Origin of the sequence: Amycolatopsis magusensis (assembly GCF_017875555.1) — a bacterium.
GTDB lineage: Bacteria > Actinomycetota > Actinomycetes > Mycobacteriales > Pseudonocardiaceae > Amycolatopsis > Amycolatopsis magusensis.
In genome coordinates, this window is sequence record NZ_JAGGMS010000001.1 from 1,124,621 (window position 1) to 1,149,527 (window position 24,907).

The 24,907-nt window shown below is 70.7% G+C and carries 26 protein-coding genes; 13 read left to right on the forward strand and 13 right to left on the reverse strand.

The genetic code is table 11. The features are described 5' to 3' along the window. Positions 1-3: 3 nt before the first annotated feature. The 5 genes from serS to JOM49_RS05380 form a co-directional block, all read right to left on the reverse strand. Entirely contained in the window at positions 4-1,269 is a 1,266-nt protein-coding gene (gene serS, locus JOM49_RS05360; protein ID WP_209663250.1) for a serine--tRNA ligase, read from the reverse strand. Continuing rightward, the gene (locus tag JOM49_RS05365) at positions 1,262-2,191 is read right to left on the reverse strand and encodes a haloalkane dehalogenase (protein WP_209663251.1); all 930 of its coding nucleotides are present in this window, start codon (positions 2,189-2,191) and stop codon (positions 1,262-1,264) included. Before JOM49_RS05365 ends, serS begins: the two co-directional genes overlap by 8 nt. Before the next feature lie 33 nt (positions 2,192-2,224). Next, on the reverse strand, positions 2,225-2,677 hold the full coding sequence (locus JOM49_RS05370) for a DUF350 domain-containing protein (RefSeq protein ID WP_209663252.1): 453 nt from the start codon (positions 2,675-2,677) through the stop codon (positions 2,225-2,227). Positions 2,678-2,741: 64 nt separating this feature from the next. Further along, positions 2,742-3,905 (reverse strand): glutathionylspermidine synthase family protein, encoded by a 1,164-nt coding sequence (locus JOM49_RS05375; RefSeq protein WP_209663253.1) that lies wholly within the window; start codon positions 3,903-3,905, stop codon positions 2,742-2,744. Between the two features lies 1 nt (position 3,906). After that, positions 3,907-4,446 carry a hypothetical protein gene (locus JOM49_RS05380; protein ID WP_372443971.1) on the reverse strand — a complete coding sequence of 180 codons (540 nt, stop codon included), beginning with the start codon at positions 4,444-4,446 and terminating at the stop codon, positions 3,907-3,909. Positions 4,447-4,600: 154 nt separating this feature from the next. Here JOM49_RS05380 and JOM49_RS05385 point away from each other — a divergent pair, with 154 nt between their 5' ends. The 8 genes from JOM49_RS05385 to JOM49_RS05420 all read left to right on the forward strand — a co-directional run bounded on the left by JOM49_RS05385 (position 4,601) and on the right by JOM49_RS05420 (position 12,830). Then, positions 4,601-5,692 carry a septum formation family protein gene (locus JOM49_RS05385; RefSeq protein ID WP_209663255.1) on the forward strand — a complete coding sequence of 364 codons (1,092 nt, stop codon included), beginning with the start codon at positions 4,601-4,603 and terminating at the stop codon, positions 5,690-5,692. Further along, positions 5,692-6,042, forward strand: coding sequence for a metallopeptidase family protein (locus JOM49_RS05390; RefSeq protein WP_209663256.1), 351 nt, complete (start codon positions 5,692-5,694; stop codon positions 6,040-6,042). Before JOM49_RS05385 ends, JOM49_RS05390 begins: the two co-directional genes overlap by 1 nt. Positions 6,043-6,105: 63 nt before the next feature. Continuing rightward, positions 6,106-6,576, forward strand: a complete 471-nt coding sequence (locus JOM49_RS05395) for a YkvA family protein (protein WP_209663257.1) — start codon at positions 6,106-6,108, stop codon at positions 6,574-6,576. Between the two features lie 46 nt (positions 6,577-6,622). Continuing rightward, positions 6,623-7,570 carry an SDR family NAD(P)-dependent oxidoreductase gene (locus tag JOM49_RS05400; protein ID WP_209663258.1) on the forward strand — a complete coding sequence of 316 codons (948 nt, stop codon included), beginning with the start codon at positions 6,623-6,625 and terminating at the stop codon, positions 7,568-7,570. Beyond that, positions 7,567-9,162, forward strand: a complete 1,596-nt coding sequence (locus JOM49_RS05405; RefSeq protein WP_209663259.1) for an alkaline phosphatase D family protein — start codon at positions 7,567-7,569, stop codon at positions 9,160-9,162. The genes JOM49_RS05400 and JOM49_RS05405 overlap by 4 nt, the downstream gene beginning before the upstream one ends. 15 nt (positions 9,163-9,177) lie before the next feature. Further along, on the forward strand, positions 9,178-10,509 hold the full coding sequence (locus tag JOM49_RS05410; RefSeq protein ID WP_245369237.1) for a DUF2252 domain-containing protein: 1,332 nt from the start codon (positions 9,178-9,180) through the stop codon (positions 10,507-10,509). 69 nt (positions 10,510-10,578) lie between these two features. Beyond that, positions 10,579-10,989: a hypothetical protein gene (locus tag JOM49_RS05415; RefSeq protein ID WP_282769839.1), complete on the forward strand. Its 411-nt coding sequence runs from the start codon at positions 10,579-10,581 to the stop codon at positions 10,987-10,989. Between the two features lie 275 nt (positions 10,990-11,264). Then, the gene (locus JOM49_RS05420) at positions 11,265-12,830 is read left to right on the forward strand and encodes a tachylectin-related carbohydrate-binding protein (protein ID WP_209663260.1); all 1,566 of its coding nucleotides are present in this window, start codon (positions 11,265-11,267) and stop codon (positions 12,828-12,830) included. 47 nt (positions 12,831-12,877) lie between these two features. On the opposite strand, the gene JOM49_RS05425 is transcribed toward JOM49_RS05420, so the two are convergent. Then, positions 12,878-13,498 carry a DUF4232 domain-containing protein gene (locus JOM49_RS05425; protein WP_209663261.1) on the reverse strand — a complete coding sequence of 207 codons (621 nt, stop codon included), beginning with the start codon at positions 13,496-13,498 and terminating at the stop codon, positions 12,878-12,880. 82 nt (positions 13,499-13,580) lie between these two features. On the opposite strand from JOM49_RS05425, the gene tenA reads away from it, so the two are divergent. Further along, positions 13,581-14,264 (forward strand): thiaminase II, encoded by a 684-nt coding sequence (gene tenA / locus JOM49_RS05430; protein ID WP_209663262.1) that lies wholly within the window; start codon positions 13,581-13,583, stop codon positions 14,262-14,264. Position 14,265: 1 nt separating this feature from the next. Here tenA and JOM49_RS05435 read toward each other — a convergent pair whose 3' ends face one another. Both JOM49_RS05435 and pheA read right to left on the reverse strand, forming a co-directional pair. Continuing rightward, positions 14,266-14,880, reverse strand: a complete 615-nt coding sequence (locus JOM49_RS05435; RefSeq protein WP_209663263.1) for a histidine phosphatase family protein — start codon at positions 14,878-14,880, stop codon at positions 14,266-14,268. Next, positions 14,877-15,785 (reverse strand): prephenate dehydratase, encoded by a 909-nt coding sequence (gene pheA / locus JOM49_RS05440; protein WP_209663264.1) that lies wholly within the window; start codon positions 15,783-15,785, stop codon positions 14,877-14,879. The genes JOM49_RS05435 and pheA overlap by 4 nt, the downstream gene beginning before the upstream one ends. Positions 15,786-15,880: 95 nt before the next feature. Here pheA and JOM49_RS05445 point away from each other — a divergent pair, with 95 nt between their 5' ends. The 3 genes from JOM49_RS05445 (at position 15,881) to JOM49_RS43635 (ending at position 17,883) form a co-directional block, all read left to right on the forward strand. Continuing rightward, complete coding sequence (locus JOM49_RS05445; RefSeq protein WP_209663265.1) at positions 15,881-16,492, forward strand: macro domain-containing protein; 612 nt, start codon at positions 15,881-15,883, stop codon at positions 16,490-16,492. 167 nt (positions 16,493-16,659) lie between these two features. Then, positions 16,660-17,592: a type I pantothenate kinase gene (gene coaA / locus JOM49_RS05450; protein WP_209663266.1), complete on the forward strand. Its 933-nt coding sequence runs from the start codon at positions 16,660-16,662 to the stop codon at positions 17,590-17,592. Positions 17,593-17,754: 162 nt separating this feature from the next. Continuing rightward, positions 17,755-17,883, forward strand: coding sequence for a hypothetical protein (locus JOM49_RS43635; protein ID WP_281068307.1), 129 nt, complete (start codon positions 17,755-17,757; stop codon positions 17,881-17,883). A 7-nt stretch (positions 17,884-17,890) separates the two neighbouring features. Here JOM49_RS43635 and JOM49_RS05455 read toward each other — a convergent pair whose 3' ends face one another. The 4 genes from JOM49_RS05455 to JOM49_RS05470 are packed head-to-tail and all read right to left on the reverse strand — an operon-like array spanning position 17,891 to position 21,775. Then, entirely contained in the window at positions 17,891-19,366 is a 1,476-nt protein-coding gene (locus tag JOM49_RS05455) for a hypothetical protein (protein WP_209663267.1), read from the reverse strand. A gap of 31 nt (positions 19,367-19,397) precedes the next feature. Then, on the reverse strand, positions 19,398-20,549 hold the full coding sequence (locus JOM49_RS05460) for a hypothetical protein (RefSeq protein WP_209663268.1): 1,152 nt from the start codon (positions 20,547-20,549) through the stop codon (positions 19,398-19,400). 43 nt (positions 20,550-20,592) lie between these two features. Beyond that, positions 20,593-21,312 carry a class F sortase gene (locus JOM49_RS05465; protein ID WP_308158656.1) on the reverse strand — a complete coding sequence of 240 codons (720 nt, stop codon included), beginning with the start codon at positions 21,310-21,312 and terminating at the stop codon, positions 20,593-20,595. 1 nt (position 21,313) lies between these two features. Next, positions 21,314-21,775, reverse strand: coding sequence for a hypothetical protein (locus tag JOM49_RS05470; protein ID WP_209663269.1), 462 nt, complete (start codon positions 21,773-21,775; stop codon positions 21,314-21,316). A 121-nt stretch (positions 21,776-21,896) separates the two neighbouring features. On the opposite strand from JOM49_RS05470, the gene JOM49_RS05475 reads away from it, so the two are divergent. Further along, positions 21,897-22,214 (forward strand): nucleotide pyrophosphohydrolase, encoded by a 318-nt coding sequence (locus JOM49_RS05475; protein WP_209663270.1) that lies wholly within the window; start codon positions 21,897-21,899, stop codon positions 22,212-22,214. Here the strand turns inward: JOM49_RS05475 and JOM49_RS05480 are convergent. Then, positions 22,211-24,865, reverse strand: coding sequence for a hypothetical protein (locus JOM49_RS05480; RefSeq protein WP_209663271.1), 2,655 nt, complete (start codon positions 24,863-24,865; stop codon positions 22,211-22,213). The two genes, JOM49_RS05475 and JOM49_RS05480, sit on opposite strands and share 4 nt — an antisense overlap. Positions 24,866-24,907 lie beyond the last annotated feature (42 nt).

Sequence of the window (24,907 nt, forward strand, 5' to 3'; positions counted from 1 at the left end):
CGCTCACCGTACTGGGGAGAGCACCTCACGACCGCCCAAATAGGGGCGAAGGGCCTCGGGGACCCGCACCGAACCGTCGGGCTGCTGGTGGTTCTCCAGGATCGCCACCAGCCAGCGGGTGGTGGCCAGCGTGCCGTTCAGCGTGGCGGCGGTCTGCGGCTTGCCGTTCTCGTCGCGGTAGCGCACCCCCAGGCGGCGCGCCTGGAACGTGGTGCAGTTCGAGGTCGAGGTCAGCTCGCGGTAGGCCTGCTGCGAAGGCACCCACGCCTCGCAGTCGAACTTCCGCGCCGCCGAGGTGCCCAGGTCGCCGGTGGCCGTGTCGATCACCCGGTAGGGCACCTCGATCTTGGCCAGCATCTGCTCCTCCCAGTCGAGCAGGCGGGCGTGCTCGGCCTCCGCGTCCTCCGGACGGCAGTAGGTGAACATCTCCACCTTGTCGAACTGGTGCACGCGGATGATGCCGCGGGTGTCCTTGCCGTACGACCCGGCTTCGCGGCGGAAGCAGGAGGACCAGCCGGCGTAGCGCGCCGGTCCCTTCGACAGGTCCAGGATCTCGTCCGCGTGGTACCCGGCGAGCGAGACCTCCGAGGTGCCGACCAGGTACAGGTCGTCGTCACGCAGCCGGTAGACCTCCGACGAGTGCGCGCCGAGGAACCCGGTGCCCGCCATGATCTCCGGGCGCACCAGCACCGGGGTGATCATCAGCGTGAAGCCGTTCTCCGCGGCCTGCGCCGACGCCATGTTCAGCAGCGCCAGCTGCAGCTGGGCGCCGATGCCCTTGAGGAAGTAGAACCGCGAGCCCGACACCTTCGCGCCGCGCTCCATGTCGAGCGCGTCGAGCCCTTCGCACAGCTCCAGGTGGTCCTTGACGCCGAAGTCGAACTCCCGCGGCGTGCCGACGTGCTTGACCACGGCGAAGTCGTCTTCACCGCCGACCGGCGCGTCGGGGTGCACCACGTTCGGCACCAGCCGGTGCAGCTCCTCGAACTCCTCCGAGGACTGCGTCTGCTCGGCCTCCGCGGCCTTCACCTGCGCGGCCAGCTCCTTGCCCCTGGCCAGCAGCGCGTCCCGCTCCTCGCCCTTCGCCTTGCCGATCTGCTTGCCGAGCTGCTTCTGCTCGGCGCGCAGGGAGTCGGCACTCGCGATCGCGGACCGGCGGCGGGCGTCGAGGTCGAGCAGTTTGCCGACCACGCCCTCGTCCTCACCACGGGCGCGCTGCGAGGCGCGCACGGCTTCCGGGTCTTCGCGGAGTGTCCTGGGGTCAATCACGAGAACCGAGGGTAGTCGCAGGCCCGGCGACGAAAGCCGCCACCACCCGCCCCAGCTCCTCGCCCGCGTCCTCCTGGAGGAAGTGGCCCGCGTCACGGATCGTCGGGTGGTCCAGCCCGGCCGCGCCACCGAGCTTGCGCACCTCCGGCTCCCAGCCGGCGGTGATCGGGTCGCCGTCGGAGAAGGCGGACAGGATCGGCAGGTCGGCGGTGGCCAGCGTGGCCACCGCGAGCCGGTTGGCCGCGCTCGCCGGGTCGTCCGGGGTGGTCGGCACCAGGCCCGGCATGGCCCGCGGGCCGGCCTTGTACATCTCGTTGGGGAAGGGCGCGTCGTAGGCGGCGCGCTCGGCCTCGGTCAGCTTGGTCCGCGTCCCGGCCTGGACGAACCGGGCGATGTCCATGATCGGCGCGGTCTCCATCGCCTTGCGGAAGGCGTGCCACTCGGCGGGCATGTCGTGGTCGCCGGTGGGCAGGCCGGTGTTCGCGGCGACCACGCCGGAGACCAGCCGCAGGTTCTCCGCGGCCAGGCGCAGCCCGATCAGGCCGCCCCAGTCCTGCCCGACGATGGTCACCTGACGCAGGTCGAGCGCGTCGAAGACGAGCGAGCGCACCCACTCCACGTGCCGGGCGTAGGAGTGGTCGACGATGTCGACCGGCTTGTCGGAGCGGCCGAAGCCGACCAGGTCGGGCGCGATCGCCCGGAGGCCGGCGTCGGCGAGCACCGGGAGCAGCTTGCGGTAGAGGAACGACCAGGTCGGCTCCCCGTGCAGCAGGAGCACCGGCGGCCCGTCCGGCGGCCCCGCCTCCACGTACGCCATTCTGACGATGCCGCAGGCCGGGTCTTCCAGGTCCGCGTAGAAAACGGGGAAGTCGAAGTCGGGCAGGTCCGTGAACCGGTCGTCCGGTGTCCTCAGCAGGCGCACGCCCCCCACGCTAGTGGACGGCGGAACCGGCCATCAGCTGATGCCGACGGCCACCACGAGTCCGAGCGCGATGTGCGCGGCGGCCACCACGACGCTGGCCGGGGCGAACTTGTCGCTCTCGATGGTGGAGCCGACGTCGATCCGGGTGGCCCATTCCAGCAGCCGCACGGCCAGCACCTGGACGACGATGCCGAGCAGGCCGTAGACCAGCGAGGTGATCAGGCCCTCGGTCAGGTCGCTCGCCGAGTTGAAGATCGCGACGACCACGATGAAGGCCATCGACAGCAACCCGGAGGCGGTGACGATCACCGCGTTCGGCAGCCCCCGGCGGACCAGGTCGGACAGCTTGCCCGGGGTGGTCCAGTCGATGGCGTAGAAACCGATCAGCATGAGCAGCAGGCCGATCACGCCGTAGAGCAGGATCGCGCCGATGCCGCGGACCAGGTCCGAGCCGAACGTCTCGGACAGGGCGAGGGTCGTCGTCACAGGTACTCCCAGGTGCTAGGGCGGGTGATCAGCGCGGATTGTGCCTGATCACCCGATTCGCGCTCTACTCGGGGATGCGGTGCGGGATGAACGCGGCGCCGTCGTCGGTGACCAGCCCGGCGGTTTCGCGGATGCCGAGCCCGGCCGCCTGGTCGCCGACGATCCACGCGCCCAGCGCCGGGCGGAAGCCGTCGAACTCGGGCAGCGGGTCGAACGCCTGGTAGACGTAGCCCTCCGCGCCGTAGACGCCGCCGGTCTCGGTCTCGTAGCCGGTGGCCACGATCTGCACGTTGGCGCCTTCACGGCCGAGCTTCGGCTTGCGCACGTACTCGGTGAGCAGGCCGGGGTCGTCGTTGAAGGCGGGCAGCAGGTTCGGGTGCCCGGGGTAGTTCTCCCAGAGGATGCCCAGCAGCGCCTTGTTCGACAGCAGCATCTTCCACAGCGGCTCGACCCAGAGCGTGCGCGGCAGCGACTCCACCGCGTACCGGCCGAACTCCTCCTCGACCACCCACTCCCACGGGTACAGCTTCACCAGCGTGTTCATCGGTGCCTCTTCGAGGTCGACGAACCGCTTGAGCACCGGGTCCCAGCCGACCTCCTCGATGGCCAGGCCGACGGTGTCCAGCCCCGCCTCGGCGGCGGTCTCCTGCAGGTAGGAGGTGGTGATGTGGTCCTCACCGGTGGGGTCGGCGGTGGACCAGCTGAAGTGCAGTTCCTTCGAGGGCAGCAGGTCGCCGATCTCGGCCCAGCGCTCGACCAGCTTCTCGTGGATGGAGTTCCACTGGTCGTCGTCCGGGAAGACGTCGGTCTTCCAGTACCACTGGACCACCGCAGCCTCGAGCAGCGAGGTCGGGGTGTCGGCGTTGTACTCGAGCAGCTTCGCCGGGCTCTTGCCGTCGTAGCGCAGGTCGAACCGGCCGTACACGTGCGGGTCGCGGCGCTTCCACGACTCGGCGATGTGCGGCCAGACCCACTCCGGGATGCCGAACTCGCGGTAGCGCTCGGTGAGGATGACGTTGTCGACCGCTTCCAGGCACATCGAGTGCAGCAGTTCGACGTCCGCCTCGACCGAGAGCACCTCGTCCATCGGCAGCACGTAGTGCACCGATTCGTCCCAGTAGGGCCGCGACTGCCCGCTGCCGTACCGGGCCGGCGTGCCGAAGACCAGCCCCTGTTCCTCGACGGTGCGCTGCCAGTTCTGCCGGGGCGTACTGGTTTCCCTGTGCAAGTCAGGAGCCCCCGCTCTTGCCGTTGCTCGAGTTGCTGATGCCGAAGCCGCCGCGCTGCACGGACTTGCCCGACTTCGTGGTCACGTTGGCGTTCGACGGCGCGGTGTACGACCCGCCGCTGATCTTCTGCCCGGGGGCGCCGGTGCCGCCGTAGTTGTAGTGGTACTGGTTGTAACCACCACCGGGGATGGGGATGAACATGAACCCGCCGCTGTGGTAGCCGCCGTGGCTGCTCGCGTAGCCCTCGTCGCAGTAGTCGTCGTTGTCGACCACGGTGCCGTCGGCGGTGGTGCAGGTCGCGGTGACCTCGTCGGGTGTCGCGGCGACGTACCAGGCGGCGACGAGGCCGACCAGTCCGACGGTGACGCCGCTGCCGATCAGCACCTTCCGCTTGGTCGAAGCCTTGCGTTCGGCCTCGGCCCGCGTCTGCTGTTCGGTGATCTCCCGATCACGCTCGGCGGCGAGCGCCTGCTTACGGGCGCGCTGCTCCGCCAGGGTCGGTTCGCGGGGGGTGGTGCTCTCCGCGTCCTGAAAGCGCATGGATCCGCGCTTGGGCTGGTCGGGGGGCTGTGTGCCCCCGGGTGTGTTCTCCGTCATCGAGCGCTCCGTAACCGCTGGCCAACCGCACTTCGCCCTGCCCACATTAGTCACCCGAACGCTGGCGCATTCGCGCGACGCAGGCATCATGGAGTAGATGTCTGCAGAAGTGGAACGGTTCCGTTCCCGGAATGAGCGCTTGCGCACGTGGCTGCTCATGGCCGGGGTGTCGCTGGGCGCGATCATCGCGCTCTCGCTCAGCGTGCTGTTCTCCTGGGGCAACGAGGACATCACCGGTGGCGGTGGCGGAGGTCGGTCCGAGGCCGAGATCGCCGCGCGCGAGGCCTTCCACTCCCCACCCGGCAGCTGCCTGAACTGGGATCTTCCGGACGCGGGCGACGCGCGGAAGGTCGACTGTGAGCAACCGCACCTGTTCGAGGTGATCGGCGTGATCGACGTCGCGCCGCAGTACCCGCCGGGGGTGCCGTCCCCGGATCTGACGCAGTGGCGCCAGCTCGGGCAGGAGCGCTGCGCCGAGACCGCCGAGACGTATCTGAAGAAACCACTGGACCCCCTCGGCAAGCTCTCGATCGGCGTCCTCCACCCGAGTGACCAGGAGTGGGCCGAGGGTGACCGTCAGTTGCGGTGTGGGCTCCAGTGGGCCGCGCCCGGCGGGCAGTTGCAGAAGCTGACCGGACCGGCGGCCGAGGAGGACCAGTCGAACGTCTGGCAGGTGGGCACCTGCCTGGCGCTGACCGGCAAGACCGTCGGCGACCCGGTCGACTGCACCCAGCCGCACGCCTACGAGATCATCGGGCTGCTGGACCTGGCCGACAAGTTCGAAGGCGACGAAGTTCCGTCGGAGGACGACCAGAAGACCTGGCTCGACACCGAGTGCAGCAAGATCGCCGAGGAGTACACCGGCGGCACCGACCTCACCGAGAAGAAACTGATCCTGACCTGGGACCTGCGCGAGGCCGAGAGCTGGGAAGCCGGCTCCACCAAGGTCAACTGCAAGGTCGGCGCGAAGCTGGAGGACGGCAGCGGGCTGGCCCCGGTGACCGGCAGCCTGCACTCCGACGGCCAGGCGCCGAAGACCTCCGCCCCGACCTCGGAGCCGGCGCCGACCTCGGTGCCCGAGGACCCGAACAGCGGCAACGAGCCGCCCGCGGACAACCACGAGCCCGTGCCGTCGTCCGGGGACGTGCCGCCGCCCGTGCCGCCGGACGCACCACTCCCGGGGGCCTGATGCCGGTCGACATGCCGCTCGCGCGGTTCGAGGAACTGGTCGCCGAGGCGCTGGACGAGGTGCCGCCGCAGTTCGCCGCCGCGATGGACAACGTGGTCGTCCTGGTCGAGGAGTTCAACCAGGAGGAACCGGACATCCTCGGGCTCTACCACGGCATCGCGCTCACCGAGCGCAACTCCGACTACGGCGGGGTGCTGCCCGACCGCATCTCGATCTACCGGCAGCCGCTGCTGGCGATGTGCGATTCGGAGGCCGAGGTGGTCGAGGAAGTGCTGATCACCGTGGTGCACGAGATCGCCCACCACTTCGGCATCGACGACGCGAGGCTCCACGAGCTCGGCTGGGGCTGAGTGGTTCTCCCTAGGGGATCTGCCGGATGACCGCACACCCGGGAGTTCGGGACAATGGGGAACATGACCGGCATTTTCTGGATCGACATGGTGTTCGGCCTGGTGCTCGGCCTCCTGCTGTTGTGGCCCGCCCTGCTGCTCGCGCTGGTGGTGTGGCGGCCGAAGGGCGGCCTGCTGCCCGAAGCGGTGCGGCTGCTGCCCGACGTGCTGCGGCTGATGCGCCGGATGGCCGCGGACAAGAGCCAGCCGGCCGGGGTGCGGATCCGGATCAGCCTGGTGTTCGCCTACCTCGCCTCGCCGATCGACCTGGTGCCCGACTTCGTGCCCGCGGTCGGCAGGCGGGACGACGCGATCCTGGCCACCGCGGCGCTGCGCTCGATCGCCCGCCAGGTCGGCATCGGGCCGCTGCACCACCACTGGTCCGGCAGCCCGCAGGGGTTCGCCGTGCTGCGCGAACTCTGCGACCCCGAGGTGATCGCGTCGCGCGAACCGGACTACGCCGAGCGTCCGACCAAACCCACTCAGTACCCGTAGAAACGCAGCGCTGCGAAACCAGGCCGCGCCTGGCACGGTTGTAGCCGTGAACCTCCCGAGAGTGCTGGACGTGGTCGCGGACCGGACCATCGTTCCCGGCTACACCAAGCTGGGGTTCCTGCTGCGCAAGCGCTTCTGGCAGCCGTTGCCGCCGGATGCCTTGCGCGGCAAGCGGGTGGTGATCACCGGGGCGAACTCCGGGCTGGGCAAAGCGGCAGCCGCCGGGATGGCCCGGTTGGGTGCGTCCATTCGGCTGGTCGTCCGCGACACCGAACGCGGCGAACGGGCGAAAGCGGAAATACTGGGCGAAATCCCCGGCGCCGACCTCCACGTCGACCGCTGTGACGTGTCCGATTTGGACGACGTCCGGCGGTTCGCCGGCACGCTCACCGGACTCGACGTGCTCGTGCACAACGCGGGCACGATGCCGCCTCAACGCGCCGAAACCGCGCAGGGCAACGAGATCGCCCTGGCCACCCACGTGCTCGGCCCGCACCTGCTGACCTCGCTGCTCACCCCGGCCCTGCGCGACGGCGAGCCGGGGCGTGTGCTCTTCGTGTCCTCCGGCGGCATGTACACCCAGCCACTGCGCGTCGACGATCCGCAGTACCGCCGAGGCGAGTACAACGGCACCAAGGCCTACGCCAGGACCAAGCGCATGCAGGTGGTGCTCGCCCTGCTCTGGGGACGGCGGCTGGAGTGCGACGGCATCACCGTGCACGGCGTCCATCCCGGCTGGGCGGCCACCCCCGGCGTGACCGACTCGCTGCCCGGCTTCGCCAAGGTGATGGGCCCCCTGCTCCGGGACGCCGAGCAGGGCGCCGACACCGTGGTCTGGCTGGCCGCCGCGGAGGAGGGCGGCCGGGCGGAGCACACCGGGCAGTTCTGGCACGATCGCGCGCCGCGTCCGGCGCACTACCTGCGGCGAACCCGCGAAACCGCTGTGCAGCGCGACGCGCTGTGGCAGTTCTGTGAGGAGCGGACGAGAAGATGACCGAGTTGCTGCTGGGCCCCTTGTTGCGGCACGTGAACCACGATTCCGCCACCGTCTGGGTGGAGACCGACGGACCGTGCGTGGTGGAGGTCCTCGGCGCGAGCACGCCGACGTTCGAAGCGGGCGGCCGCCACTTCGCGCTCGTGGTGATCACCGGGCTGGAGCCCGGCACCACCACCGCCTACGAGGTCCGGCTGGACGACGAGGTGGCCTGGCCGCCTCCCGGCTACACCCGCCCGGCCAGCCGCATCCGCACACTGTCCGAAGAGGACACCAAGTTCCGGATCGTCTTCGGTTCCTGCCGCAAGCCGCGGGAAATGCCGTCGATCGGGCACGACGCGCTGATCAGCTATGCCCGCCGGATGGCCGTACTGCCCGAGTCCGAATGGCCGGAATCGTTGCTGCTGCTGGGAGACCAGGTCTACGCCGACGAGACCACCCCGCAGATGCAGGAGTGGCTCAAGACGCAGCGCGACACCAGCGAGCCGCCGGGTGTCGAGGTGGCCAACTTCGAGGAGTACGCGCAGCTCTACCACGAGGCGTGGAGCGACGAATGGCTGCGCTGGCTGCTGTCCACCGTGCCGACGTCGATGATCTTCGACGACCACGACGTGCGCGACGACTGGAACACCTCGCACACCTGGCGCGAGCAGATGGCCGAGAAGGACTGGTGGCCGGAGCGCATCCAGGGCGGGCTCGCCTCCTACTGGATCTACCAGCACATCGGCAACCTCTCCCCGGCCGAGCTGGCCGAGGAGCCGATGTTCCAGCAGGTGCTGAAATCCGGCGTGGACAACCTCCCGGCGCTCAAGGAGTTCGCCGAGGAGGCCGACAAGGAAGCGGACGGCAAGAAGGGCGCCCGCTGGTCCTACCGGCGGGACTTCGGGCCGGTGCGGCTGCTGGTCATCGACACCAGAGCGGGCCGCGTGGTCTGCCACGAGGAACGCTCGATGGTCGACGAAGAAGAGTTCCAGTGGATCGAGAAGAACGCCGAGGGCGACTTCGACCACCTGCTGATCGGGACCTCCCTGCCGTGGCTGCTGCCCCACGCGCTGGCGCACGTCCAGTCCGCCAACGAGGCGGCCTGCCGCCGCCCCGGCTGGCGCGGCAAGCTCGCCGAACGGGTGCGCCAGACCGCCGACCTGGAACACTGGTCGGCCTTCCGCGAGTCCTTCGACCGGCTCAACGAGCTGATCACCCGCACCGGCAAGGCCGAGGGCGGCCCGGCGTCGATCTCGGTGCTCTCCGGTGACGTGCACCACGCCTACATCGCCAAGGCGGGCTACGCACCCGAAGTGCCCGCGGCGATCCACCAGCTGGTCTGCTCACCGCTGCACAACACGGCCCCCACGGTCATGCGCGGGGTGTTCAAGATGGGCTGGTGGCGTTCGGCCACCGCGATCGCCGAACGGTTCGCCCGCCGGGCCGGGGTGCCGCCGCTGCCGCTGCGCTGGGACCGCGTGTCCGGTCCGCACTTCGGCAACGCCATCGCCACCATCGACGTGGACGGCTGCGACGCGGTCGCGTTCCTGGAGATCTCGGGCGAAGCCGGGTTGACGCGCCTGCCACTGGTACGGCTGACTGAGCACTGATCATCGGGAGGACCGTTGCCCAGTGTCGTCGAGCGCATCCGGGAGACCTCGGGCGAGCAGCGCCAGGCCGAGATAGTCGAGGTGCTCATCGACGCGTTCGACGAGCTGATGCGGGCGGACGCCGGGGCGTTCCGCCGCAAGTTCCGCAAGATGGCCGCCGCGCCGTTCGCCTTCTACCGCGGTTCGGCGTGCCTGTTCTACGCCGACATGGCCGCCGAGCCCGACCGCTGGGCGGACGAGCGGACCGGCCGCGTGTGGATCGAGGGCGATCTGCACGCGGAGAACTTCGGCACCTACATGGACGCCGCCGGGGCGCTGGTGTTCGACATCAACGACTTCGACGAGGCCTACCTCGGCAGCTTCACCTGGGACCTCAAGCGCCTCGCCGCCTCGGTGGCGCTGCTGGCCTGGGGCAAGGCGATCTCCGACGTGGACATCGAGCGGCTGATCACCACCTACCTGCGCAGCTACGTCCGGCAGGTGCGCGAGTTCGCCGACCGGCCCGGCGACGAGATGTTCAAGCTGCAGCTGGACACCACCGAGGGCCTGCTGCACGACGTCCTGCTGCACGCGCGGCTGTCCACCAGGGTCGGCCTGCTGGACCAGGTGACCGTGGTGGAGGACTACGACCGCCGGTTCCGCCTCGGCCCCGGGGTGCGACGGCTGGACGCGTCCGAACGGTCCGCCGTCGAACGGGCGTATGAGTCCTATTTGGACACGATCCCGGCGGGCAAGCGCTTCGGCGACGCCACCTACCGGGTCAAGGACGTGGTGGGGCGCAAGGGGTTCGGCATCGGCTCGGCCGGGCTGCCCGCGTACAACATCCTGGTCGAGGGTCCGACGCAGGCACTGGACAACGACGTGGTGCTGTCGATGAAGCAGGGCGGCGTCCCGGCGCCGAGCCGGATCGTCAACGAGGACCGGATCCGGGGTTACTTCCGGCACGAGGGCCATCGCACGGCGGTCTCGCAGCGGGCGCTCCAGGCACACGCGGACCCGTGGCTCGGCTACACCGAACACGACGGCACCGGTTTCGTGGTGGCCGAGCTTTCGCCGTACGTGACCGATCTGGACTGGTCGGAGCTGACCGAGCCGGAGGACATGGCGCCGGTGCTGGACTACCTCGGCCGCGCCACGGCGAAGATGCACTGCGTCGCCGATTCGGACTCCGAGCAGACGCTGGTCGAGTTCCAGTGCGAGGAGGCGATCGCCGCGGCGATCGGCACCGAAGAGGACGCCTTCGTCAAGGAGCTGACCGAGTTCGGCATGGCCTACGGGGAGCTCGCCCGCGACGATCACCGGCTGTTCGTCGACGCGTTCCGCAACGGCCAGATCCCCGGCGTCTGAGCACGGGAAGATCTCAACCGGCCCGCACGCCTGTACACGCAGGTCAGCGGGGTGCTCCAATACCCGATCGTGGGCGATGACGAGGCCGGCACCGCCAGCCAGCTGTCACGGGGCCAGGTGGCGGCCGGGGCAGGCGGGTTCGTGCTGGGCGCGGCGGTGGTCGGTTTGCTGTGGGTGCTGTCCGGCACGGAGACCGGGCCCGCCGCCGACGCGCGGGCCGCGTGCGCCGCGCTGGAGCGCATCGGTGACCTGCCCGACCCCGGCGACGGGCAGCTGAGCGGCAGCGATCTGCCCCCCGGCACCCTGGACCGGCTGGCCGCGGCGAAGTCGCTCTCGGAGGCCGCGGCCGACGTGCAGTCCGCCTACGTCTCCCTCGCCGACCACATCGACGGCGTGCACCGCATGGTGGTCAGCCTGAACTTCGACGCGGGCGGCCGCTGGCACCTCTCGCAGGCGACCGCCATCTGCGGCCGCACCTAGGGCCTGTTCCGGAAAATCGTTTTCTGCCCCATTCCCCGCTACAAATCTTCGTCAATTCTTTCCGGGCTTTTCCTCCGACCGCGGCGATAAGCCATTCGGCCGCTTACCGGCGCCGGGACCTGCTGCTACGTTCGATCCGTTCGGCGGGTGCCATTTCCCATTCGGCGTTCCGACCTGCCCGCCGAGCTGGTTTCTTTTCCTTCTTCTGACATTGTGCCGACGGAGTTCGGCGAACCTGCCGCATCCCGGCACCGGAAATCCGACTGGGGACGACCATGAGACATCCACGACAAGCGAGACGCGCGGTGGCCGTGCTGGCCGCCGCCACCGCACTCGCGGCGCTGCTGGCCACGCCGGCGGCCGCGATCACCCACGGCACGCCCACCGGCGACTACGGCGACCCGTACCTGCACACCGCTCGCATCACCGTCGGCGACAACTTCCGGGCCTGCTCGGGCACGCTCGTCGCCGACCAGTGGCTCGTCACCGCGGCGAGCTGCTTCGCCGAAAATCCCGCGCAGGGCTTCCGCATCGCGGCCGGGCCGCCGCCCCGCCCCACCACCGCCCAGTTCTGGTACGGCGCGGTGCAGCCCCTCAGCGGTGGCACCGGCGTGCTGCACCAGCGGATCGTCGAGCTGAGGCCCCGCGAGGACCGCGACCTGGTCTTCGCCAAGCTCGAACAGCGGGTCGGGATCGGCAGCGCGCGGTTGCCGTCGCGAGCGCCCCAGCAGGCGGAGGCCCTGCGGATCGCGGGCTTCGGCCGGACGGCCACCGACTGGGTCCCGCTGAAGCAGCACATCGCCGACACCGCGGTGTCCTCGGTCTCCGGGACCACGTTCACCGTCTCGGGCGCCTCGGACACCTGCCGCGGCGACGCCGGCGGTCCCGCCTACCGGGGCGACCCGTACAACCCCGAACTCGCCGGGGTGCACGCCACCTCCTGGCAGAAGGGCTGCTTCGGCTCGACGGAGACCCGGAGCGGATCCGTCGAGACCAGGGTGGACGACCTGATCGACTGGTTCGGCGAGCACAACCCCGACCAGTTCATCAAGTGCTCGACCTTCGTGAGCTTCTTCGCCACCAAAGCCGGTGCCGTCAAGAGCCCCACCAACGTCCAGCAGCCCAACAGCACCCTGTCGCCCGCCCTGGACGGGGTGGACTACTGGACCGAGTGGGGCACCAGGAGCGGGCCGATGCCCGGCACCGTGAAGGCCGGGCCCGACGTGATGTGGTCGGTGCACCAGAAGACCACCAGCACCGACGCGTTCAACGACGGCGACCTGCGGCTGTGGACCGCCTCGTGGGCCGAGATCACCGGCGGCGCCCGGGTGGGAACCGGCTGGCAGCACTACCTGTCCGCGGCCAACCGCGACAAGCTCACCGTGGACGAGAAGGGCCGGATCTACCGCATCGACCCGAACGGTGACCTGCGGCTGTTCGTCTGGGACACCGCGGCCGGGCGCTGGCAGAACGACGCGGGCGTGGTGCTGGACACCGGCTGGAGCCGCTTCAACTCCATCACCGCGGCCGGGGACGGCGTGCTCTACGCCCGGACCACCACCGGTTCACTGGTCCGCTTCCACTACGACCACGCCACGCGGACGTGGCTGCAGCGCGAGCGGACGACCCCGGGCAACTGGAGCGGCTACACGCAGCTGGTTTCGCCGGGCGCGGACGTCATCTACGGCACGTTGCCCGGCACGCAGCAGATCGCGTGGACGCGGTTCGACCCGCGCGCCGGCACGTGGGCCACGCACCGGGTGGTCGGCACCGGCGCGCAGTGGGGCGCTGACCACGCCGTCACCCTGGAGCCGAACGTCTGCACGGTCGCGAAACCGTAGCGGCGGTCCGATCGGTGGCACCGCTATCGGTGCCACCGATCGGACATCTAGTCGCTGATCGTCTTGACGGTCAGCTGGTTGCCCGGGAGCTGCTCACCCGCGCAGCCGGTGCCCTCGAACGGCACGATCTTGTAGGCGGTTTCCTGCGGCGGGTAGACCTTGAGGCCGTTGACCTGCGTCGGCTTGCAGGTGCCGGGGTCGTAGTTGCCGACCTGCACGAAGCCGACGTCCGCGGTGGCCTTCTGGCCCGGCGCCAGCTGGATCGGCTCGCCCTTCTCACCCTCGCGGAAAGCCGCCGGGCCGACCTGGTGCTCGTCGCCGCCCGCGGCGTAGGAGACACCCGGGAAGCCCTGGATGGTGCAGGTGCGCGTGCCGCTGTTGATGAACTCCAGCTGCCGGTAGGTGGTGCCCGCCGCCGAATCGCCATCGCCGAGCGTGATGGTCAGGTCGCCGACCTTGCACAGCCCTTCGGCGGCCGGCTCCCCGGCCGCGGTCTGCCCGCGGTCGGTGGTGGTCGGTGGTGCGGCGCTGCTCTCGGAGGTTTCCGCGGCCGTGCTCGGCGTGCCCGCCGCCGGGGCGGCTGTCTGCGGCGGCTGCTCGCCGCACGCCGCCAGCCCGAGGCCCAGCGTCGCGAAGGTCGCCACGGTGACCCAGTTACGTTTTTTCATGCTGTCTCGCCTCCCCGTTACCAGGTGACTACCCAGTAGACGTGCCGACCACACCCGGGGTTGCCCCGGTAGCTTGAGAGGCATGCCCGGATTCTGTGACGAAGCGTGGCGGCACACGGCGAAGCTACAACAGTCCGTGTTGACCCACCCGTTCAACGAAGAGCTGGCCGCGGGCACCTTGTCGCCCGAACGGTTCCAGTTCTACCTCGCCCAGGACGCGCGGTACCTCGTCGGTTTCGGGCGCGCGCTGGCGGTCGCGGCGACCCGGGCCCCTGACCCCTCGGACCTCAGCTTCTTCGCGGGTGCGGCCAGGGAAGCCGTGGTGGTCGAACGCCTGCTGCACGAGGGTTACTTCGAGAAGTTCGGCCTGACCGAGGCCGACCTCGACGCCATCGAGACCTCACCGACCTGCCTGGCCTACACCTCGTACCTGCTCGCCGTGGCGCAGACCGGCGGCTATCCGGAACTGATTGCCGCGCTCCTGCCGTGCTTCTGGATCTACCAGCACGTCGGCGAGCACATCGTGGCTAACCAGCGCGGGGGCGAGGAAAACCCGTATCAGGCGTGGATCGACACCTACGCGGACGACGAGTTCGCCGCCGCGGTCACCAGTTGCCGCGAAGCGGTCGACCGGGCCGCCGGATCGGCTGACGCGGTGACCCGATCGAGCATGCTCGCCGCTTTCACCCGGGCGTGTGAGTACGAATGGCTGTTCTGGGATTCGGCGTACCGGCTGGAGGCCTGGCCGACCGCCCACCTGCGCTGACTCAGACCGGGGTGCCGACCCAGCTCAGGCAGTGCCAGCCGCTGTCGGTCGATTCCAGCTCCACGATGCCGGTGTTCGGAATAAGGCTGGAGTCGGCCAGCTCGGGCAGCACGTTGTCGCAGAGCCATTCGGCGGCCAGCCGGATCGACCCGCCGTGCCCGACCAGCACCACCACGCCGTCGGAGTCGGCGGCCTCGTGCTTGGCACGCAGGTCGGCGACCGCCTTCTCGTAGCGCGCCCGCACCTCGCTGCCGCTTTCCCCGCCCGGCAGCGGCACGTCCAGGTCGCCCTGCGTCCACGAGTGCATGACCGCGGCGAAGGACTTCATCGCCTCGTGGTCGGCCCGGTCCTCCAGGTCGCCGACGTTGATCTCGTGCACGCCTTCGACCGGCTGCACCTCCATGCCGAACACCGCCGCGACCGGCGCCGCGGTCTGCTGCGCCCGGGTCGCGAAGGAGGCGTAGACGGCGCGCACCGGCTCGTCGGCCAGCCGGCCGGCCAGCGCGGCGGCCTGCTCCCGGCCCAGTTCGGTCAGCGGCGGCCCCGGCAGCGCGGTGTTCAGCGTCTTGAGCACGTTCGCCTCGCTCTGCGCGTGCCGGACCAGGTACAGCTTCACGCCAGTTCTCCTCTCCGGACCGCGGCCACCCAGTCCACGGCACCGGTGAAATCGTCGTTCGACGCACCAGTCTGGATGGTCGCCGCCACGCGGTCGGCCCGCGGGTGCGAGCCGAGGAAGCGCAGCCCCGAGCAGCGCCGCCGCAACGCGGCCAGCGCGTCCCCGATGCGCGGTTCCGAAATATGCCCCTCGAAGTCCATGAAGAACAGGTACTCGCCGAAATTGCCCTTCGTCGGCCGCGCGTCCAGCCGGGTCAGGTTGATGCCGCGCGTGGCGAGTTCGGTGAGCAGTTCGGCGAGCGTGCCGGTGCGGTTGGCCGCGGCCGCGACGATCGCGGTGCGGTCCGCGCCGGTCGGCTCGGGCAGCGTGCCCGGCGGGCGCAGCAACAGGAACCGCGTCCGCGCGTCACGCACGTCGGCGACCTCGGTGGCCAGCACGCGCAACGGGTAGTGCTCGGCGGCCACCGGCGCGGTCACCGCCGCATCGAACTCGCCTTCCTGCACCGCCACCGCCGCGGCCGCGGTGGACGCGGCCGCCACCGGCCGCGCGTCCGGCAGGTTCACCTCCAGCCACTGGCGCACCTGGGCGAGCGCGTGCGGGTGGCTGGCGACCGTCCGGATCGGGGCGTCGTCCGTCCTGGCCAGCACGCTGAAGTGCACCGGGAGCAGCGCCTCGGCGACCGCCACCAGCAACTCCTGCTCGGCGAGGCCGTCCAGGGTCGCGGTGACCGGTCCCTCCACCGAGTTCTCCACCGGCACGCAGGCCGCGTCGGCCTCCCCCTTGCGCACCGCGGCCAGCGCCGCCGGGATGGTTTCCACCGGGAGCAGTTCGTCGTCAGCGGTCAACGTCCGGGCGGCCTGCTCGGTGAAAGTCCCCTGCGGGCCGAAATAGGCGATTCGAGACACCCCGTCAGGCTACGCAGGCCGGGCCCCCACTTTCACTCGCATAGCCGGTAGGCCGGGCGGTTACGCGTTCCGCCGTTTTTTGCGATGCTGGGGGCGTGACCGCACATCCGGGCACGCACACCAGCCGCCGGAGTTCGCCGGCCAGTTACTCCGCGAACAAACCCGAACTGGTGTTGTGTGCCGTCGAAGAGCCGCTCGCCCGTGCCTGGCGCCAGGTGGTGGACACAGTGGACGGTCCGATCCGGGTGCACCGGGGGTCGGTGCTGGACGTGCCTGCCCAGGCCGTGGTGAGCCCGGCGAACTCGCACGGCTGGATGCGCGGCGGGGTCGACGCGGTCTACTCGCTGGCCTTCCCCGAGGTGGAGCAGCGCGTGCGCAGCGCGGTGCTGGCCTACCACGGCGGTGAGGTGCCGATCGGCGAAGCGCTGGTGGTGCCGACCGGGCAGCTCGCGCCCGCCTGGCTGATCAGCGCGCCGACCATGCGCGAGCCCGGTGAGGGCCTGCCGCCGGACACCGTGCACCCGTTCCTCGCCGCCCGCGCGGTCTTCCGGCTGTGGCGCGACGGGCACTTCGAACACGGCGGCGAGGTCCGCCACGCCGTGGAGACCATCGCCATGCCCGGGCTGGGCACCGGCGTCGGCGGAGTGGCCCCCGACACGTGCGCCCGCCAGGTCGCCGCCGCGTGGACCGAGGTCTTCCCGGACTGACGACCAGCTCAGACCGGCATTCCCCGCACAACCCCGAGCGCGCCTCGAGCCGGGGTGGACTTCGTCACAGCGCGTTCGCCCTCGGTAAGCCCTACCGTTAGATCGACGTTGTCACCCACGTCGACATTGCGGCGCAGCAGCCGGCCTCGACGCCGAGGGGAGTGCGGATGCCACGGGTTCGTGAGCTCAGCCCCTATGTGGAGCTACACCGCGAGCAATGGCGGGAGCTGCGCAGATCCACCCCACTGCCGCTGACCGCGGCGGAACTGCTCCGCCTGCGCGGGCTCGGGGAGCAGGTCGACCTGGCCGAGGTGGCGGAGGTCTACCTGCCGCTGTCCCGGCTGATCAACCTGCAGGTCGCCGCCCGCCAGCGGCTCTACGAGGCGACCACCACCTTCCTCGGCGAGGACTGCCGCGGCACCAAGGTGCCGTTCGTGATCGGCATCGCCGGCAGCGTGGCGGTCGGCAAGTCGACCACCGCGCGCATCCTCCGCACCCTGCTCGCCCGCTGGCCGGACCACCCGCGCGTGGACCTGGTCACCACCGACGGGTTCCTCTACCCGCGCGTGGAACTGATGCGGCGCGGCATCATGCACCGCAAGGGCTTCCCGGAGAGCTACGACCGGCGGGCGCTGCTGCGGTTCGTCACCGAGGTCAAGTCGGGGGCCGAACGGGTCAGCGCCCCGGTCTACTCGCACCTGGCCTACGACATCCTGCCCGGTCAGGAGCAGGTGGTGGAGCAGCCGGACATCCTCATCATCGAGGGGCTCAACGTCCTGCAGCCCGGCCCGCGGCTGACCGTGTCGGACCTGTTCGACTTCTCCATCTACGTCGACGCGCACACCGGCGACATCGAACGCTGGTACGTCGAGCGGTTCCTGAAACTGCGCCACACCGCCTTCGCCGACCCGGCTTCGCACTTCCACCACTTCGCCGGTCTCCCGGACGACGAGGCCCGCGCGGAAGCCCGTCATTTGTGGCACACCATCAACGAACCGAACCTCATCGACAACATCAAACCCACGCGCCCCAGGGCCACCCTGGTGCTGCGCAAGGACGCCGACCATTCCATCAACCGCGTCCGGCTGCGAAAGTTGTAATTCGGCCGTCGAACACGGCAGAAATGACGCTGTGTTCGAGGGTATCGGCCGTTCGGACGAGGTGTTCGCAGGTGCACTAACCGGTTGGCCGATACCGGCGCGGACCTGCCGCGGCGACCCTGGAGGAGTAGGGAACACCCTGACCAGGGAGGAGGCGCGGCCATGTTCACGACCATCATGACCTGGGTCGGCGCGATGTTCGGTGTCGCGGTTCTGCTGGTGATGGCCGCCGGGGCGTTCGTCGTCGATTTCGACGACGCCGCCGACGACCGGAAAGCCAAAAAGCCCTGACCCGGTTTCAGCTGAGCCGGGTCAGCGCCCGCCGGTAGTTTTCGATATCGAGTTCCATTCCCCCATCGCTTTCCGGACTCGCGTTTTCCAGCAACACGGTCCGAAGCCGTTCCAATACGTGCTGCCGATCGACGCCTTGGTCCCGAAGGGCACGCGCGGCCGCCCAGACCTCGGGCGGATCGTTGTCCCACAGCTGGTGCACCACCATCGCCTTGGTGCCGAGCAGTTCGGCCGAGCCCGGGTCCAGCTCCTCGTTGGCGACTGCTTCGTGCAGCTCGGGGTGCTCGCCCAGCACCAGCAGCACCCGGTCGTCGAGGTCGTTCGGGTCCAGGTCGACCTCTTCGTCGCCGATCATGGTGCTCGCCTCGGGCAGCGCGAACTGACGGCGATCCAGCACCTCTTCGACGTCCTCGTCCTCGTCGACCCCGTCGAGGTACGGGTCGCTCCCCTCGAAGAAGCCCGTCGCGATTTCGAGCAGCTCGTCGAGCGCGTCCTCGGACAGCTCACGCTCGGCCGCCCGCCAGCGGATCCAGGCTTCCAGCAGCTCCGGTGACGCCTCTTCTGGCAGTTCGTCGGCCAGCAGGACCAGCAACTCGGGCCCGATGTGCATGGCCCAGCGCGGCTCGACCTGCCTGGAGAACTCCACCAGCCACTCGACCAGCTCGCGGTGTTCCTCGTCGTCCTCGATGTCCGGGTTCGCCGCGAAGAACCGGCGCGCCGCGGCCTCGACGTCGACCTCCGGGTCCTCGATGTCCGGCGGCGGGTCGCCGAGCAGCCGCTGCCGCGAGATGAGCAGGCCCTCCAGGATGGCGTGCTCGGGCAGCCAGGTGTGAGTGCGCACGATGGCGTGGGCGAGCTGGCGGCGCGCCACCGAGCCGGACACCCGCTCCAGGGTGTCCTCCTCGACCAGGTTCGCGCGCAGTTCGGCGAGCACGTCGGCGGGGTTCTCGACCAGCTCCAGCTCGTCGATCTCGCCGCCGAGCCCGATCCCCACCAGCAGGCCGTGGTCCGGCTCCCCGGCCCGCTCGAACACGCACAGCAGCAGGTGTTCCTCGTCGAAGCGGTCGCGGCACAACCAGCACGCGCCCGCCTGCGCGCGGCCGACCACGTCCGTCCACGGCGGCGGCTCGACGCCCGCGGCCATCAGCTCGCGCAACGCCGCGTCGGCCTCGGACTGGGCCTGCCCGTCGACGGCGAACACCCGCAGCGTGGCGAGCAGGTTCGCGGCACCGGGGCCCGGGTGGCGGCGCGCGTGGGCGATGAGGTCGAGCAGTTGCCGCTCGACGGACTTCTCCCCCGGCCCGGCCCGCCACACGGCCGCTTCGGAGCCCAGCACCTCGACCTCGAGCAGGTCGGCCGTCGGCTCCAGCGCCGCGAACTCGGCCAGGATCCGCCGGTGCGCGCTGTTTTCCGCGGCGGCCGCGGACGACTTCTTGCGGCCACCGGCGGGCTTCTTCTTGCGACCACGGCTCACGGGGCTCATGCGGTCATCGTGTCACGCGGGACCGACGAACTCAGCGCTGGGCTTTCGGCAACGCGATCCGCGCGTTGCGGATTTCCGCGATCAACCGGGTTTTCCGCTTGTGTTCCTCCAGGAGCACGGTCAGGTATTCGCCGAACTCTCCAGCGACACCGGCGCGCCGGTACAACCCGCGCAGTTTCCGCAGTTGTTTCGCCGCGTGCCGGTAGTGCCCGGCGTCGCCGTACGCGATCAGTTCGGCGACGTGCTCGCGGTAGACCGGCAGCACGTCGGCCGGGTGCTCCCGCTCGCGGAATTCGGCGACACGCAGCTTGTCCGCGAGCGGCGTCTGCTCCTGGCGTGCGATTTCCCAGGCCTCGTCGTACTTTTCGGCTTCGAGCAGCTCACCGAGGTCCGCCGGTTCGACCACCGGCACAGGAGGCGGAGGCGGCGGTTCGGCGGGCGGGGTCTCGGGCACCTGTGCCCGGACCACCGGGCCTTTCCCCCGCACCAAGGCCTTCGCCGCGTGCGCGATCGCCTCACTGTGCCGACCGGCGTCACGCAGCACCCGCACAATGCGCAGGCTCACTTCCCGGCTGGGTGGTTTCGCGGACAGGATGGCGACCAGCGCGTCCACGTCACCGGAAATCTCCGCCAATTCCTCCCGCAGGCGGGCGGCCACCAGCGACCGCCGCGGGTCGTCGTCGGCCGATTTGTCTACAAAGGACTTTATCCGCGCGAGCCCCTTGTCGCCCAGCGACTTGGCGAAGGCCCGCAGGTCGAGCACCGGCCACCCGGGACGGTCGAAGGCGACGGAGAGGATCCAGTCGGCCAGCACCTCGGGCGCCGGCGGGTGCGCCACGCAGGCCCGCGCGTAGAGCCCCACGGCCCGCCGCAGCTGCCCGGCGGTGTCCTCGCCGCGGGCGAACGCGTCGCCGATCTTGTCCATCGCCCGCTTGGCCAGCGGGGCGAGATCGGCGCGGGTCCCGGCGTCGAGCAGGCGCTGCAGGGTGTCGAGCACCGGCTCGATGCCGTGCTCACCGTCCGCCACCCCGTCCGCCTCGGCCAGCTCCACCGCCCGTTCCCGCAGCCGTTCACCCAGGTCGGGGTCGCGCTCGGCCTGTTCGTGCAACAGCGCGGCGAGCGTGGGCACGTCCAGCGAGCACAGGTACTCGAGCAGGCCGGGAGAATCGGGGTGCGCGGTCATCGGGTCACATTGTGGAGCAGTAGCCCGAACGCATCACCGAGGATCACCGGAATGCCGTAGTCGGCCTCAGCCGGAGGGCTTCGGTGAACCGGCCGTAGGCCACCACGTTGTCCTCGTACTGGCGCGAGTCGCGGTCGAAGGCACCACCGCAGGTGATCAGCCGCAGCTCCGGCTGGGCGGTGTCGCCGTAGACGTCGTCGGACGGGAACTCCGCCTTCGGGTGCCGCTCCACGCGGTAGACGGTGAACACCGCGCTGATCCCGTCACCGCGGTGCACGGTGACCCGGGTGCCGATCTCCAGTTCGGCCAGCCGCGAGAACACCCCCGGCACGTGGTCGTAGTCGACGTGCCCGGCGATCACCGCCGGTCCGACCTCGCCCGGCGTCGGGCTTTCCGTGTACCAGCCCGCGGTTTTCGCGTCCCCGGGCACCTGCAGCGTGCCGTCCGGGCGCAGCCCGAGGTCGATGATCTGTCCGGTGTGGACACCGAGCTGCGGGATCTCCAGCCAGGCCGGCTTGCCCGGTGGCAGCACCTTCACGTCGAGGCGGTCGGCGCTCGCCTCCGGCACGACCGGCTCGGCGGGTGCCGCGGCCAGCGTGGAGGTCATGCTGGGCAGCGGCGTCTCGATGACGGGCGCGGCCGCGGTGCGTGGCGCGGGGTGCTGCTCCGGCGTCGGCAGCGCGAACAGCACCACCCCGACCGCGACCACCACCGTCAACGCCGATCCGCAGGCCGCGGTGACCTTCCAGCGTGCCCGGTCCACGTCAGCGCCCGGCTCTGCGACGACTGGCGAGCACCGCGGCGGCGCCACCCCCGAGCAGGGTCAGGCCGCCGAGCGCGGCGAGCGGAGCCGTCGAGGAGCTGTCCTCGGACCCGCCGGTGTCGACGCCACCCGACGGGGTCTTCTTGACCTGGCCGGACGGTTCACCGAAGTGCGATTCACAGGCGTAGCCGTCGTCGTCCGCGTCGAGCCCGTGCGGGTCGCTCTGGTCCTTCGCCCACTCGGCCTGCGCGTCGGCCTGGGTGGCGAAATCGGCGCAGTCCTTGTCCTTCGAAGTCGTGCTGGTGATGGTGGCGCTCGACGCCGGTGGCGCCGAGCTGCTGGAGGACGCGGATTTGGTCTCGGTGTCGGCGGGGATCTCCTGGGCGAGCGCCGGGCCGGCGCCGAGGGCCAACAGGGTGGTACCGGTCACCACGGCACCGGCGGCGAGGCGGAAAGAGCGCATGGGGAGTGGTCCTCCGGAGGAACGAGCGGGGGCTGAGGTCCCGGATGGTTCCGTTTATCGCCCCGTCGTTCCGGGTGTTACGCGCTCAAGCGGGTGATGCCGGGCGTGGTAGGCAGTGCCGGTGACCCTCGAAGACCTGATCCGGCGGCTCCGCGAGTTCGCCGACGCGCGTGACTGGGAACCGTTCCACACGCCGAAGAACCTGGTGATGGCGTTGTCCGGCGAAGCGGGTGAGCTGACCTCGCTGTTCCAGTGGCTGACCCCGGAGGAATCGGCGGACTGGCGGTCGGATCCGGAGCTCGAGGCGAACGTGCTCGACGAGCTCGCGGACGTGACGCTGTACCTGGTCCGCCTGGCCGACGTGCTCGGCGTCGACCTCTACGAAGCGGCCAACGCGAAGATCGACCGCAACGAACTGAGATTCCCCCGAAAGGGTTAACGAGTCGCGGTGACGCGCTTGCGGTCGCGCCGCGGTTCGGGCACGGCGGCGTCGAGCCGCTGCTCCTCGGTGGGCAGGTCGGCGAGCAGCTTCCTGGCGAACCGCGGCCCCTCCCGGACCACCACCACTTCGGCGCGCTCGCCCTGCACCGGCAGGTGCGTGGCGCCGAAGAGGAGGGTGCGCCGGTCAATCACGGCGATCTTGCGGTGGGCCGTGCGCGCGCGGATCACCGTCGCGCCACGGCCGCGCAGGGCGCGGATCAGCGGGTTGCCGTCGGGCCGCAGCACCGCGCGCACGTCCACCCCGCGCTCGACCGCGGCGGCCACCGCGGGCAGCAGGTCCGGCACCTCCTCCTCGCTCCACGGCGCCCAGAGCCACACCGATTCGCGCGCCCGCGCGAGGTGGTCGGCGATGTCTCCGGTGGTCACCGGGGTGAGCAGGTCGGCTGCCTGCCGCACCTCGATCGCCTGCTGCAGGCGCAGCGCGTTGACCGCGCCGAGCGCGCTGCCGATCGGCGCGGCCTTGACCGCACCCAGGTCGGCGAGCAGGTAGAGGCGGCGGCGGGCGGCGGCGACCCCGGCGGTGAGCAGGGCGCGCTGCGTGGTGTCGGTGGCGCTGAGCAGGTCGACCGCGACGGCGTCGAACCGCAGCCCGGCCAGCGCGCGCGGCGTACCCGCCGCGGCGGTGAGCGCCGGATCCGCGTCCCGCACGGCGGCCAGTTCGACCCCGAGCCGCCGGGGATAGCCGGTCAGCAGGCCGAAGGACTCCCCCTGTCCGCCGTGGACCTCGGTGAGCCGCCCGGCCAGCAACCCGTCGATCGGCGACCAGCCGGTGGCCCGCAGGTGCGGACGGCACAGCTCGGGCAGGGCCAGCGTGTCGACCAGCACGATCTCCGGCACGGATTCGTGGTCGCCGTCGAGGAAGCCGTAGGCGACGGCATCGGCGAGCGCGCGTTCCCCGGTGTACTGCCGCCGCAGCACCACACAACCCTCGTGTTCCTGGGCGGCTTCCGGGGTTTTGATGCCGCAGTGCGCGAAGACGTCCGTGGCCAGCCAGGTGCGCACGGCGGTGGTCTGGGTCAGCTTCGCGGGCCGGACTTCCGGGCCGGGCAGGCGGAAATCACCGAACAACACGGCGGTTCCGGCGGCTCGGGACACCGCGAGCAGCGCGTCGGCGAGCCGCAGGGAGGCGGCGCGATCGACCAAGACGGCGTCGAACGTCCTATCCGGGATGGCCTCGGTGACCACCACGCGCCCTTCGACGACGGCCGTCGCCTCGGCTTCGCGGTGCTGCTGGATGGCCTGCTCGGTCAGCCACAGCAGGCGCTGCTCCAGCCGGTTGCGCCGGGCGGCGCGGTCTTCGGCGGTGGCTTGCAGGTCCTCGCGCTCGGCGTACAGGTCGGCCAGCGCGCGGCGGGTCTGCTCGGCGTGGCGCTGTCTGTCCTCTTCGGACACCACCCCGTTGGCGCGGGCCTTGAGGATGTGCCGCCGCAGCGCGACGACCTTCAGGTAGGCGTCGCTCTCCACGCGCGCGGCTTCGTCCAGCGCGCGTTCGGCCCTGGTCAGCCTCTCGTCGAGGCGGTTGATGTCGGCTTCGGTGATCGGGTGCGCGGCGGCGAGGTGCTCCTCGATCAGCTCGCTGAGCCGGGCCTGCTCACGGGTCAGGCGCCGGTGGGCCGGGTTCACCTTGGACAGCGAGTGCTCGGGGGTGAGGCGTTCCAGCTCGGTGATCAGCTCGGCGGCCTTCTCCAGCTGACCGCGTTCGTACTCGACCTGCCCGCGCTCGACCCGCGCGGCTCGCAACGCGGCCTGCGTCTCTTCCAGCCGGACGGTGGCCGTGCGGTGCAGCTCGGTGGTCCGGGCCAGCTCGGTTTCCAGTTCCCCGACGCGGTCCTCGTGCTCGATGCGCTGGGTCAGCGCCTGGAATTCCTCGTGGTCGTACCCGGCCAGCTGCTCATCCACAAAGGACACCCGGGCGACGACCCGGTCCAGCTCGGCGAGGTCGTCGAGCACCGAGGTCAACTCGGGATTCACCGCGGGCGGCTCGGGCGCGAACTTGGCGACCAGCTCTTCGTCGGCGGAAAGGACGAGCACACTCTTGCCCGCCGCGGCCAGGTCTTCCGCGGCCTGGGCGAGCACGCGGGTCGCCCCAGTACCGGGCGGCGCCCACACCAGCCGGACGCCGGGTTCGAGGCAGGCGCGGTAAGCGGACTTCTGCTCGGCGTTGAACTCCTCCGGCGCCTCCCCGCCGGGCACAGGATCCAAATCGGCGGCGGCGAGCTGATCAGCCAGCGGCGCCTCCGCGATCGCCTGCAACCCGTCGGCCACCCTCCGCCGCAGATCCCGGGGCGAGGCCACCTCGGCCCACACCCGATCACACCCGGCGGGCAACGGCCCGGCCACCCGGAACCGCACCACCCCAGCCCGCATCCGGCTCTCCTGCACCGGCACCGACACCCCACCGGCCGCCCCCGCGACACACAGCCGCACGAGGTGCTCGGGGCCGATCCAGCGCCCGCGGAGGTCAGCCGCATACCAGCCCTCGGCGGCCAGCGGCCGCACCTTGCCCAGCACCAGCCAGCCGCCACCGTCCCTGGCGTGCCCCAACTCCACCACGACCGCCCGGGCAGCCTCGTCCCGCCAGTCCGCCATCCCACTCCCGTCCCAGCTCACCGATCCACGACCACCGAGTAA

Excerpts from the sequence above, each read along its gene's own strand:
- JOM49_RS05390 (WP_209663256.1), top strand. The coding sequence starts at position 5,692 with ATGCCGGTCGACATGCCGCTCGCGCGGTTCGAGGAACTGGTCGCCGAG.
- JOM49_RS05480 (WP_209663271.1), bottom strand. The coding sequence starts at position 24,865 with ATGGCGGACTGGCGGGACGAGGCTGCCCGGGCGGTCGTGGTGGAGTTG.
- JOM49_RS05470 (WP_209663269.1), bottom strand. The coding sequence starts at position 21,775 with ATGCGCTCTTTCCGCCTCGCCGCCGGTGCCGTGGTGACCGGTACCACC.
- JOM49_RS05405 (WP_209663259.1), top strand. The coding sequence starts at position 7,567 with ATGACCGAGTTGCTGCTGGGCCCCTTGTTGCGGCACGTGAACCACGAT.
- tenA (WP_209663262.1), top strand. The coding sequence starts at position 13,581 with ATGCCCGGATTCTGTGACGAAGCGTGGCGGCACACGGCGAAGCTACAA.
- JOM49_RS43635 (WP_281068307.1), top strand. The coding sequence starts at position 17,755 with ATGTTCACGACCATCATGACCTGGGTCGGCGCGATGTTCGGTGTCGCG.
- JOM49_RS05395 (WP_209663257.1), top strand. The coding sequence starts at position 6,106 with ATGACCGGCATTTTCTGGATCGACATGGTGTTCGGCCTGGTGCTCGGC.
- JOM49_RS05380 (WP_372443971.1), bottom strand. The coding sequence starts at position 4,446 with ATGCGCTTTCAGGACGCGGAGAGCACCACCCCCCGCGAACCGACCCTG.
- coaA (WP_209663266.1), top strand. The coding sequence starts at position 16,660 with ATGCCACGGGTTCGTGAGCTCAGCCCCTATGTGGAGCTACACCGCGAG.
- JOM49_RS05385 (WP_209663255.1), top strand. The coding sequence starts at position 4,601 with ATGTCTGCAGAAGTGGAACGGTTCCGTTCCCGGAATGAGCGCTTGCGC.
- JOM49_RS05460 (WP_209663268.1), bottom strand. The coding sequence starts at position 20,549 with ATGACCGCGCACCCCGATTCTCCCGGCCTGCTCGAGTACCTGTGCTCG.
- JOM49_RS05425 (WP_209663261.1), bottom strand. The coding sequence starts at position 13,498 with ATGAAAAAACGTAACTGGGTCACCGTGGCGACCTTCGCGACGCTGGGC.
- JOM49_RS05455 (WP_209663267.1), bottom strand. The coding sequence starts at position 19,366 with ATGAGCCCCGTGAGCCGTGGTCGCAAGAAGAAGCCCGCCGGTGGCCGC.
- JOM49_RS05420 (WP_209663260.1), top strand. The coding sequence starts at position 11,265 with ATGAGACATCCACGACAAGCGAGACGCGCGGTGGCCGTGCTGGCCGCC.